We start from the raw sequence: 13030 nt of genomic DNA, 5'->3' as shown, positions 1-13030 counted from the left end.
TGTTTTAAAATCACAGATTATGAAAAATATTGTTTTACTTTTTACAGGCTTATTATTAGCATCTTTTACCGCTAATGCGTTTGATACAAATTCAGAAACCGTATCTCGATACTACAATTATGGAAAATCTTTCATCTTTAGTGAAAATGGAGTAGAGTTTTCTGTATATGGAGACGGACAATTTGATTTTTATGTAAATAGACCAAGAGGCGGTGTCAACGTTAATATAAATCGCCCTGGGGTAAACATAAGTTTTAATTCTGGATTTGACTATGATGCCTATGTACAATATGATGATTATGGAGCTGTAGTACAAGTAGAAAATGTTCCTGTATTTTATGACCATTATGGAAGAATTAGTCAGGCAGGTGATGTTTTCATTAACTATAATCGTTTTGGAAGAGTATCCAGAGTAGGTGGATTGTATGTAAACTATAATACTTATGGTAATTTTGTGAACTGTACAGGATTCATCAACAATTTTAACAGAAACTATGTATACAGACCATTTCATGCCTTTTTTACCGTACCAGTAATCAGCAGATGTATCGTATTCAATAGACCATACAGAAGGTTTTATAATCCTTACAGATGTTCATTTGGTGTATTTAGAAACAACTATTACAATGGATATTACGCAAAACCTTATAGAAGTCGTAACTACTATAGACCTAATCAGAGAGTAGCTAGCTACAACAGAGGAAATAGAGTTAACAGAGCAAGAAGTGTTGATTACAGATCTAGAGATAGAAGAACGGCTATGCATACCAGAAATGATCGTAATTATAGCACTGTAAACCGTAGTAGATCAACTGCTGTAAATAGAAACAGAGCAATAGCAAATAACAATACTTCTAGAAACAGAACGGTAAACAGAAATTCTCAGAGTAGAAATCGTTCACAATCTACTACAAGAGGTACTCAAACTAGAAATAGAGTTCAGACTACTCAAAGAAACAGAAACACAGTAGCCAATCGTTCTACTAGAAATTCTGAATCTAGAGACCAAGTAAGGCGTAACGATAGAAATAGAGTAGTTTCTAAACCAAGAAACACTCAGAATAGAAATAGAGTACAATCAACCCAAAGATCTCAGAGAAATCGTAATACGGTTGCAAATCGTTCTACAAGAAGTAACAATAAAATAAGAACAACTAGAAGTAACGGAAATAATCGTTCTGGGAATGTAACAAAACGTTCTAACAATAGTCGATATACTAGTAAAGGAAATAGTTCTAGATCGAAAGTGCAGAAACAAAGAAGCAATACTTCTAATAGAAAAACAAGATCAAACAATTCCGGATCTCGTAATGCAAGAAGTAGAAGTTAAAAAATATAAGGAATTTATTTTTTTGGTTGGTTAGTTGGAAAATCCCCCAGAGTTGTATGCTTAGGCACCTCGGGGGATTTTCTTTAGTATACCATTAATATCTTCTGAAATCTTAAGAAAATATAACAAAGCAACATACCCTAGTCCAATTAAAATACTTTTCAACGTAATATTTACTATCGGATGAAATCCAAAATCCCAAAAATAAAACCCAAACACAAAAACCATAATTAGTAATAATGTTATTAAAGTGTTTTTGGAAAATGGATGCATTTTAAACTTGTTTTGAACAATACAGATCTTCGCTACGTTGTAACAAAATACAGATACAAATGTAGCTATTGCTGCTCCAGTAACACCAAAAATTGGAATACAAATCCAATTAAGAATAAACGCCAGAATCGCCATTCCAATTCCTATATACAAAATCAATCGGTAATAATCAGAATTAAATAGGATGGAATTATTATTTCCTAATAAATTATCAAATAATTTAGCTGCTCCTATCAATAACACTACCCATATAAACAATTCATACTCCGATGGAATTAACTCAAAAAGTTGATTTACATTACAAATAATCAATACAAGTAACAATCCACTTATAGCAAAAAGATTCAGAGAACTTTTTTTATATAACTCTCGTAGCTGTTCGAAACCTTTTTCATTAATTAATTTGGCGGTCAATGGATATGTAATCTGATGCATTGCTCTTGATGGAATAATAATCACACTGGCAATGTAAGCGCAAATACCATATTTAGCTACATATTCTATCGGAAGGTAGCGTTCGATCATCGTCTTATCAAGGTCTATCAATAAAGTAGCAACTGATCCCGCTAATAAAATTAATAAAGAATACTTAAAAACTGAAATGTAATTACTAGGCAATAAGAAACTAAACTTAAACTCGTGCAATCCAAATGCATACATTGACATAATTACTAATCGGAGAATATATACTACAACGATAGCATATATAAATTGACGAACCGTAATCAATTCGAAAGACACTAAAATCAAAAGAATCATAATACACACCCGAACGAATAATTCTTTAAGTATGTTACCAAAAACACTCTTTAGTTTTACTTTTGCCCAAGCAAAAAATATTTCAAAATAAGATAAAGCGATTGCCAGAACATAAATAGTCCATACATAAGATTGTACAATCGTATTCTCTTCACTAAAAAAATCAAGAATATATTCATAGAGTGCAGAACCAATAGCTCCTACAAATAATGCGATGAACATTGGTAAAATAAGCATCATAGTCAGAAACCTATTTTGTTCCCTTCTATTTGTATAAGAAGAATAAAACTTCACCAAGGTATTATGAACACCAAAAGCCATTAAAGGCCAAATTAAATTAGATACTGAGAACAAATAAGATACGAGTCCATAATACTCTTCTTCCAGAAATTTAGTAAATAGAAATAATGTATTAATAGCACCAATCCCAAAACCCAAACAGGTAATGATTACATTCTTTATGGATTGATTGACTACTATTCCCATCTATATTCTGGTTTCAGTATTTGTTAGTTAAAGACTCATCTTTATCTTATTATATTTCTTTGCTTTTTTATCAACATATTCCCTTTTCTTCATAAGTGGAGCTGAAGTGTTCATTTTTCACTTTCCACCTTCTTTAACACTTCGACCATTTTTCGGGTAAGCTCTCTCCTACTATATTTTTCTATCCCCTCAGTTTTTGCTTTTAATTTTCCCTCCAGAAATTCTCCGAAATAACTGAGTATTACGTTTTTCATTTCACTACCCTCAGAATACTCAAAAAAATAACCAGAATTTGTTTCTTTTATTAATCTTGATATATCAGCATCTTTAGGTCCGATAGCCAAAATAGGTCTTTTAGAAACCATATATTCAAATAACTTTCCAGGTATAATACATTTAGTTTCAGGTGTATCTATTTCTACTAATAATAAAACCTGAGAACTACGTTGAATCTCTATTGCTTTTTTATGAGAAACATATCCATTATTATCTAAAAAATCAGATAATCCAGCTTCATTTATAGACAACAATACATCTTCGCTTACTGCTCCAACTAATTGTAACCTAAAAGTTTTAGCAAATTCATCATTTTCTTGTGTAAGGTCAAAAAGTATCTGCCATAATTTTTCAGGATTTCTTCCTGATAATAATGAACCTATATGCGAAATTGTAAATTCACTATCCAATTTAACTTCCGAAATCTTTTCTGTATCATATCCATTCGTAATTACCGAGATTGGTTTATTAGTAATTTTCAGGAATTCTTCTTTCGTAGTATAACTTGTTACCGTTAAATGATCCGCAGCTATTAAAACTTCTTTCTCTAATTCCTTATGCTTTTCTATGGAACGTTTGGTAAGTTTTAATTTATCATGATATCCAATTGTAGTCCAAGGATCCCTGAAATCTGCTATCCAATAAAGATCGATATTTTTTTTTAACTCCTTCCCTATCAAATGTACACTATGTGGTGGACCTGTAGTAATTATAGCGTCTATATTAGCTTCAGAAATATATTTTTGTAAAAATTTAGCAGACGGTTTTACCCAAAATTTACGGGCGTCTGGTATAAAAAAGTTCCCTCTTATGTATAGCAAAAGCTTTTGAATGAGAGATTGTTTTTCTTTTTTAACGATAATACCTTTACTAATAGTTTTAGATGATTTTTTAGAAAAAAGTTCTGCTAAACGATAAGGTTCAAAAATTGGTTGTTTTATGATAGTTATTTCATCAGAAACCTCAGATATCAGTGATTCATCAGTTAAAGGGTATGTAGGATTTTCCGGAATGTACACTATTGGTTCAATTCCAAAATCCTTAAAGTATTTAACGAATTTAAGCCATCGCTGTACTCCAGGACCACCAGCAGGAGGCCAATAATATGTGATGAGTAATACTTTCAAAATTTTTAAGAATTCTCTTCTGAAATGTTTATTCTTCGTTTTTTATATTCAAAAAATAAAGCCCCTATGAATAATAACCCAAAGATAATAGAACTTGTCAAAGTAATTGTACTTCCTGTTTTTACCACTTGCGGTTCGAACTTAAACTCTATAGTATGTTTTCCTGCAGGTACTTTTAAACCACGTAACATGTAGTTTACAGGATAAATTGTTTCTAAATTTCCATCTATATAAGCATTCCATCCATCTTTATAATATGTCTCAGAAAAAACAATAAATCCTGGCTTTTCTGTATACAAATTATACGCCATATGATCTGGATCTGTTTTAGATATAGCAATTGTAGAGATACTATCTTTTTGGAATTTATAGTTCTCTAATGCTGCTTTAAATTCTTTTCTAACAACAGCGGTTTTCTTAGTATTAATAGTATTTAACGACTCAAATTCTTCCTTATAATCATCTACAAATTTTAATTCTTCTACAAACCAAGCTGCTCCATTTACCGAAGGGTTTTCTTGTACATCTAGACGTCTCTCTTCATCTTGTTGTATTACATACTTTATATTAAGCATGTTAATTACTTGGAGATTACCTTTGGTAATATGTTCATTATAAATATCATCTATTTTTCTTGGGCGAACAACAGAGTAACCACCAATCGTATTGAAGAAATTATTTGTATGAGAATTCATAAATCCTCTTGCCTGGTCTAATACTCTATAATAAGATTTATCTTTTAAAATTTCTTCATCAACAGTAGTGGGCTGGAAATATGATTTATATGTTCGTTTAGAAATAAAAGATTCACTGTCCACACTGCGACGATCCACTCCTACCAAATCAATAACTATAAGAAGACCAACCCCTACAATCATTAAATTTTCAGAAAGTTTTTTCTTTAAAGTGAACCAAAGTAAACCACCAACTAATAATATAAAGATTAAGGATCGTAAACTATCACTTTTCATAATGGTAATACGATCTTCCTTGATAGCATCAAAAATAGCAGGTTGTTCTATAGCCAATTGAACATCGTTTGGAGACTTAAAACTAAATAGACTTCCACCGAACAACCAAAAAACAATACATAATCCTCCAAAAACACCTAGTGATATTAGGAATTTCTTTTGTCGCTCCTGAAAAGAAGTTTTCTCGTTAAACAATTGATACAAGCCAAATACCGCTGCGATTGGTATCACTAATTCCAAAATAACCTGAATACTAGAAACTGCTCTAAACTTATTATATAATGGCACATATTCTACAAAAAACCGAGTCAAGAAATCTAAATTCTTACCCCAACTTAGAGCTAGAGATAAAATTATTCCGCCTAGTAACCACCATCTTAGTCTACCTTTTACTAATAACAACCCTAATAATGCTAGAAACACTACCGTTATCCCAAGATATGGAGGTGCTTCTACAAAAGGCTGAGCTCCCCAATATAATCCAGTAACATTAGCATAATAATCCGCTTGTTCTGGTGGTTGACCTAACTCGATCAATTTTTGATAAAAGGCAGAATCTTTACCCAAATCCGAAGCTCTTCCTAATCCCATTAACTTAGGAACAAAAAGATTTAAAGACTCCAATTTACCATAACTATATGCTGTTATATAATCGTAATCTAATCCATCTTTTACTGACGAAGATGATGTTTCTTCTGCTAATAAATTCTTACCTCTAATACTGGTTTTCGCATATTCTGATGTTGATAATAAATTAGTAGCATTAGTAGCTAGTCCTAAAATTGCTGCTACAATTAAAATTACTGAAGACTTTAAAAAATGTGGTAACTCTTTTCTTTTAAAAGCATCAATAAAATAGGTTACGCCAATTACAAATACTAGTAAGCCTAGATAATAAGTCATCTGGTAATGATTCGCCTGGATTTCTAATCCCATAGCCAACGCCGTGAGCATGAAACCCCAGATATATCGTTTCTGAAAAACTAATAAAATACCAGCAATTACTAATGGAAAATAGGCAATCGCGTGGGCTTTCGCATTATGCCCTACTCCTATTATAATAATTAAATATGCTGAAAACCCAAATGCTAATGCTCCTAGAATTGCCATTTTCCAAGGAATTCTCATGACCAGCAATAATATATAAAAACTTGTAAGGTATAGAAATAAGTAATCTGCAGGCCTTGGTAAAAAACGAACCAAACGATCTAGCTTATCCATATAATCATGAGGAAATTTTGCTCCGATAGCATAGGTAGGCATTCCTCCATACGCTGCATTGTTCCAAAAAGTTTCTTTTCCCGTTTCTTTACGATAATCGTTCTGTTGCTTTGCCATACCTTCGTATTGCTTGATATCGCTCTGATATATCATTTTTCCACTAAGAACTGGATTAAAAAATGCAAGAGAAGCAATTATAAAACCTAAAATAACAAGAAAATGAGGTATAAATCTTTTTAGATAAGCCGTCATGTGCGAAACAATTTACGAATGAAGCGCCAAATTAATCAATTTCCTCATAATCGATGTAGTCTCCCACATTTTTATTAGTAGATTTTTGTTTAGATTTTTTATCAATAGTTACATCCTCCTTTGGCGAAGATTGGGGTTGTTGGTATTGCCGAAATTGCTGTTGAAACTTTTCTCCTGCTTTCTTTGTTACATATCTAAGCAATAGAGGACCAAATAAACGCGTTAATATCTTTAATCCGTAATATATCAATAACAGAATGAGAATTACCTTTAATACCCCTGATAACGAAGCCTCTTGCATATTGTTTTTTTTCAAAAATAGGGAACTCTCTGTACAATTACATGAAGTCAATCCTAAAAAAATGATAAAATCTGCTATATTTGAACCAAATCTATTGAATATGAGCCCTAAATCTTTGCTATTGTTGGTTAGCCTGTTCCTACTCGGCCTAACTGCATCTGCACAATATACTGAGAAAATTAACACGAATAGACCTGGGACTTCTCAAGGCGCATTCTCTGTTGGTAATAATGTATTACAGTTAGAAGGTGGTTTTGGTGTTGGAAAAGAAAAACACAAGTTATTTGACACCAAAACGAATACTTTTAATTTCGACTACGCAATTAGATATGGATTATTGATAGAACAACTGGAAATTAATTTGAATGGTAGTTTTAGAACTGAAGGTATTAAACAAACGGTAGGTGCTAATGAAGAAAAAATTAGACGAACAGATTTTGAATACAATACTATAGGAGTTAAATATCTTATTTACGATCCATATAAAAAACCAAAAGATCAGGATTCAATAAATTATGATGAATTGAAAAGCTGGAAAGAGCGCTACAGATTTAAGTGGAAAAACCTTGTACCTGCAGTATCTGCATATGTCGGTATGAATTATGTAAACACCGACAATGCTTTTACCTTTCCTAATGATCAAACAATTAGTCCAAAAATTGTTCTAATGACACAAAATAACTGGTGGACTAGTAATGCCGGAAGCTGGGTATTAGTTACAAACCTAATCGTAGATAAAGTAACCACAGATAACCCTGCGTATGGTTGGATTATCACCAGTACTCATACTCTAAATGATAAATGGGCCGTCTTTGGGGAATATCAGGGACAGAAAAGTGATTTTTATAGTGATAATATCCTAAGACTAGGTGGAGCATATTTATTTAATAAAGACTTACAGATTGATGCCAATATAGCAACAAACTTTAAAGACACTCCTTCTATTTTTAGAGTAAGTGTTGGTGCTTCATATAGATTTGACTGGCACAACAAAGACGAAATTATTGAAAAGCCAGGTTTTGAAAGTGGTATAAAGAACGAAGAAGAATTAAATAACAAAGAAAGCGATAGCCTAAGTATCGATCAGGAATTTGAAGAAATCGAAAATGATAGTCTAAAATTAGAAAAAACTCCTTTTATTAACGAATTCGAAGATAGTAGCATTAGAGATGCAATGGAACAGGATCTGGACGAAAGAAGAACTGAACAACGCTTAGAACGTGAGCAAATCGAAAAGGAAAAGCAAGATAAAAAAGACGATAAAAAGTTTCAGAAAGAAGAACGTAGAAGATTAAAGCGAGAAGCCAAAGAAGCTAAACAGGTAGAAAAAGATCGAATCAAAGCTGAAAAAGAAAAGCAAAAAATGATCGAAGATATTGATGCCGAATTAGATAAAATGGAACAAGATGAAGGTGTAGATGATGAGTTAAAGAAAATTGATGATGAACTCAAAAAATTAGAGGAGATGGAGAAAGAAGTTGATACTGAAAAGGAAAAAGAGCCGGAAGAAGAGAAGAAAAAAGTTGAAGAAGAAGAGGAAGATGTAGACGCTGCTTATGACAAACTTCAAAAAGAGCAAGCTAAGGCTAAAAAAGAAGAAGAAAAACGCAGAAAGAAGGAAGAAAAGAAGCGTCTGAAAGAAGAAAAGAAGCGCCAAAAAGAAGAAGAAAAACGTAAAAAAGCAGAAGAGAAAAAGAAAAAAGAAGGTGATGATAATAGTGAAGGTTAGTTCTTCTTAGTTTTTAACATCTCTTGACATATAAAAAGGGCTGAACATATGATGTTTGGCCCTTTTTTAATATAACATATATACAAGTACATCATCAATGCGTTTGTTTCAAAAATGATAAAATCCTATAAAAAAGATCATTTTTTTAATATTTCTATCATTTTTTAACATTTAAAATACGTAGGTTAAAATAAAACTCTTATATTTGGTTAACCAATTTGGTTGACCAATTTAAACATATGAGAATTAACCTAGGAAACGATCCTTTATCTTCTAAAACCGAAGTTGAAACCGTAATCTCAAAAATAAGAGACCTAATCATAAACCGGCAACTTGAACCTGGAGATAAATTACCATCAGAAAGAGCATTATCCAATAAATTCGACGCTAGTAGAAGCCAATTACGATTGGCTATACAAAAATTAGAATTTTATGGACTTGTTAAGAGATACCCCAAAAGTGGAACTTTTGTATCCAAAATCGGTGTAGGAGCTCTAAACTCAATGATGGCTAATATTTTACACTTACAAACACCGGATTTTAAGTCATTAGTAGAGACGCGACTGATACTAGAAACAAAAGCTGTAAAACTAGCAGCTATGAGAAGAACTGAAAAACAATTATATCAAATTGAAAAAGCGCATGAAGCATACATTAAAAAATCTATTAATGGTCAAGATGCATTAGACGAAGATTTATTATTTCATCTTAAGGTAGCAGAAGCAAGTTGTAACAGCGTAATTAATTCCCTGATGTTAGTAATCACGCCTGAAATAATTACCAATTTCGTTACAAAAAAAATTTGTGATGCTCAAAATTTTTCAAGTTTAATAAAAGAACATCAGGATATTGTAAATGCTATAAAGAACAACGATCCGGACGAAGCTATTAAAAGTCTAAAAATTCATTTTAAAGACTTATATAATTATTGTCATACTAACTAAAAAACCTTGCTTATGTAAATTTTAACATTAAAAGAAAAAGGACAGGCAAAACCTATCCTTTTCAATTATTCTGTAATCACTTCAAGTTAGAGGGAGAAGTCAATTAACAAGAATAATAGTACACTATTACCTAAGTAAACATGCAGTAGCAAATATAACAATTCATACTATCGTTGAAATTTTGCTCTTGTTAATGTTTAGTTAAGTAACACACAAGTCCAAATAGCTTAAAAAAAGCAGATAGGCTTATATCTGAAACAAAACTAATCATTGAAACTATTACACATGAATCACAAAATAACTATAGCTTTACTACTATCGTTATTGTATCATTTTATCTCATATGGGCAAGAAAGTTATGAGTTAACAGGTACTGTAACGTCAATAGAAACAAATACACCCATTCCAGGTGTGAGCGTCCTTATTATAGGAACTTCTTCGGGCTCAGTAACGGATTTTGACGGGAAATACACCATAAATGTAAATTCGGGAGATGTGGTACAATTCTCTTACATAGGCCTTATCACAAAAAATATTACCATATCAGGGCAGACTACATTAAATGTATCTATGGAAGAAGATTCTGAAGCATTAGAGGAAATCGTTGTTGTAGGATATGGATCTCAGCGCAAAAGTGATGTAACAGGTTCTGTATCTTCTGTAAAATCGGATGAATTAACGGCTTTTCCTGTGTTGAATGCAGCACAAGCACTTCAAGGACGTGCAGCTGGTGTGGTGGTTCAATCCAATAATGGAGGTGAGCCTGGATCTGCTGTTAACATCCAAGTTAGAGGAAATACCTCGATCAACGCAAACAGTGATCCGCTTATTGTTGTAGATGGTTTTGTAGGCGCTGTTTTTCCTCAGGCAAATGACATAGAATCCATAGAAGTACTTAAAGATGCTTCTGCATCAGCTATTTATGGATCTAGAGGGTCAAATGGAGTCGTTCTAGTCACTACAAAAAAAGGTAGAAAAGGAAAATTATCTATTGATATTAATTCGAATTACTCGGTACAAAATATTACTAATGAACTAGATTTATTAAATGCGGATCAATTTGCAGCGTATCAGCAAGAATTAAATCCTGCCTATGTTCAAGGGCCTGCCAATACAGATTGGCAAGACTTACTATATAGAAGCGGTAGTACTTCGGATCATCAATTTTCTTTCTCAGGAGGAAGCGATAATATAAATTTTTATGCTTCTGCAAATTATTTTAAACAAGAAGGTGTTATTATTAATTCAGAATTCGAACGAGTAACTTTCCTATCCAATATAGATGCCCAGATGACCGATAAGTTAAAGTTAGGGATCAATCTTTTTGGTAGTAGAGGAGCTCAAGATGGTGTTCCAACACAATCTACAGGTCAAACTGCTAACGGAGGTGGTGATGATGTAGTTTCTTTAGCCTTTAGATTTGCTCCAGATTTAGGAATATTGAATGAAAATGGGGTAAATACGATTAACTCTGTTGGTGATGATGTTGATAATCCTTTTGCTATTGCAACAGAAGGGATCAATGAAACTAAAACCGATAATTACAGAGCTAATTTATATGCCGATTATGAAATCCTAAATGGACTAAATTTTAAAACTACATTTGGTTTTAGTACTCGAAATCAAACAAATGGGCTTTTTAGGCCTTCTACTTTACGAATTACTGCTGGAGATGTTGGAGGAAGAGCTATTATATCAAATGTTAGAAACACAAGTGTAATCAGTGAAAATTATCTGACCTATAATAAAGAATTCGGTAAGTTCGATTTAACGTTACTAGCGGGATATTCTTATCAAAAAAATACTACAGAAACTTCTTCTGCAGGAGCAGAAGGCTTTGTCTCAAATACATTTTCTTTTTTCAATCTATCAGGAGGAACCACTGCATTGACACCTACTTCATCTTTTTCTGAAATAGAAATTCAATCTCAGTTTGGAAGATTAAATCTAGACTATGATGATCGTTATTTGTTAACTGCTACGGTAAGAAGAGATGCTTCGTCGAATTTTGCTGTAAATAATCAAAGTGCTATTTTCCCTTCTGCTGCTATAGGATGGAAAATTTCTAATGAAAGTTTTCTGAAAGATAACAGTACTATCTCCAACCTAAAGCTTAGAGCTAGTTATGGTGTGACGGGTAATCAAGCAATTAGTGCTTATCAGTCTTTAGCTAGATTCCAAACCGTATTAGGAATTATAAATGGAAATGTGGTTGGAGCTGTTGTTCCAGATCAAGCTGCAAATCCAGATCTGCAATGGGAATCTTCTTACCAAACCAATATTGGTTTTGATTTAGGACTTATAAATAATAGAATTTCTCTCTCCTTAGATTATTATAATATAGATACTGAAGATTTACTTTTAGCCGATGCGAGTCAGCCAGAATATCTTGGATTTTTAACCACAGCTAGTATTAGAAATATTGGGGAGATTAATAATAAAGGATTTGAAATTTCTTTAAATACAAGAAACATTGTTAAAGATAATTTTACCTGGACTACAGACTTTAATTGGTCTACTAATACAAATACTGTTGAGACGTTAATAGGAGGTATTGATGTGTTTTTAGATGCTTCTCCTGGTTATTTTAACACTGAGAACACACACCTTTTAAGAGAAGGAGAAGCTGCTGGAGTTTTCTGGGGGTATGAATATAGAGGGGTGTACCAAGGAGGAGACTTGCCAGAAGGAACTGCTACTTTTGCAGGAGCACAAGCAGGAGATCAGTTATTTACAGATATACCTGATGAAAATGGTACCGCTGATGGTGTTATCAATACAGATGATCAGAAAATTATTGGGGATCCTACACCAGATTTCACATTCGGTATTACTAATAATTTCACCTATAAAAACATTGATTTAAATATCTTCTTTCAAGGTGCTGTAGGAGGTGATGTTGCAAACCTTACTGCAATTCAATTAGACGCTGGAGATTCTAATGCTTCTACCGATATATTGAATGCTTGGACACCAACAAACACTAATACAGATGTACCGCGTGTAGCATTAAGAACCGAAAAAATTCTTACTTCTCGTTTTGTCGAGGATGGGACATATGTGAGGTTAAAAAATATAGCTTTAGGATACACTATACCAAATACTGTAACTGAAAAAATGGGTATTGATAAGGTGAGAGTTTCTGTTAGTGGTCAAAACCTGCTGACTTTCACAGATTACTCCGGTTTAGATCCAGAAGCCAGCTTTTTTGGATCTGGCGGATCTGGTGGCTCTACAAATGCTAATACTACAAGAGGTTTTGATTTTGGAAATTACCCAACCGTTAGATCAGTTAATTTCGGAATTAACGTAACCTTTTAACTAGTTGATTAATAAAATATTATAACACATTAGTAATAAA

The 13030-nt window shown here is 32.7% G+C and carries 8 protein-coding genes; 4 read left to right on the top strand and 4 right to left on the bottom strand.

The features are described from left to right. The first annotated feature begins 19 nt into the window (after positions 1-19). A complete protein-coding gene (locus tag Q0921_RS00990) occupies positions 20-1330 on the top strand; it encodes a hypothetical protein (protein ID WP_299251962.1) in 1311 nt (436 codons plus the stop codon). Positions 1331-1390: 60 nt separating this feature from the next. Here the strand turns inward: Q0921_RS00990 and Q0921_RS00985 are convergent, their stop codons facing one another. The 4 genes from Q0921_RS00985 to Q0921_RS00970 form a co-directional block, all read right to left on the bottom strand. After that, the gene (locus tag Q0921_RS00985; protein WP_299251961.1) at positions 1391-2848 is read right to left on the bottom strand and encodes a polysaccharide biosynthesis C-terminal domain-containing protein; all 1458 of its coding nucleotides are present in this window, start codon (positions 2846-2848) and stop codon (positions 1391-1393) included. A gap of 110 nt (positions 2849-2958) precedes the next feature. Continuing rightward, positions 2959-4254 carry a glycosyltransferase family 4 protein gene (locus Q0921_RS00980; protein WP_299254668.1) on the bottom strand — a complete coding sequence of 432 codons (1296 nt, stop codon included), beginning with the start codon at positions 4252-4254 and terminating at the stop codon, positions 2959-2961. Positions 4255-4256: 2 nt separating this feature from the next. Further along, complete coding sequence (locus Q0921_RS00975) at positions 4257-6695, bottom strand: YfhO family protein (protein WP_299251959.1); 2439 nt, start codon at positions 6693-6695, stop codon at positions 4257-4259. 31 nt (positions 6696-6726) lie between these two features. After that, a complete protein-coding gene (locus Q0921_RS00970) occupies positions 6727-6996 on the bottom strand; it encodes a DUF4834 family protein (protein WP_299251956.1) in 270 nt (89 codons plus the stop codon). Between the two features lie 100 nt (positions 6997-7096). Between Q0921_RS00970 and Q0921_RS00965 the strand changes: the two genes are divergently transcribed. From Q0921_RS00965 to Q0921_RS00955, 3 genes are all read left to right on the top strand, one after another. After that, the gene (locus Q0921_RS00965; RefSeq protein ID WP_299251953.1) at positions 7097-8725 is read left to right on the top strand and encodes a transporter; all 1629 of its coding nucleotides are present in this window, start codon (positions 7097-7099) and stop codon (positions 8723-8725) included. A gap of 239 nt (positions 8726-8964) precedes the next feature. Beyond that, on the top strand, positions 8965-9669 hold the full coding sequence (locus Q0921_RS00960) for a FadR/GntR family transcriptional regulator (RefSeq protein ID WP_299251950.1): 705 nt from the start codon (positions 8965-8967) through the stop codon (positions 9667-9669). A 285-nt stretch (positions 9670-9954) separates the two neighbouring features. Continuing rightward, entirely contained in the window at positions 9955-12990 is a 3036-nt protein-coding gene (locus Q0921_RS00955) for a TonB-dependent receptor (RefSeq protein WP_299251947.1), read from the top strand. Positions 12991-13030: the final 40 nt, after the last annotated feature.

This window comes from uncultured Aquimarina sp. (assembly GCF_947496855.1).
GTDB lineage: Bacteria > Bacteroidota > Bacteroidia > Flavobacteriales > Flavobacteriaceae > Aquimarina.
Note: the sequence above shows the minus strand (reverse complement) of the source record. Positions and strands in the feature narration are given on the sequence as shown.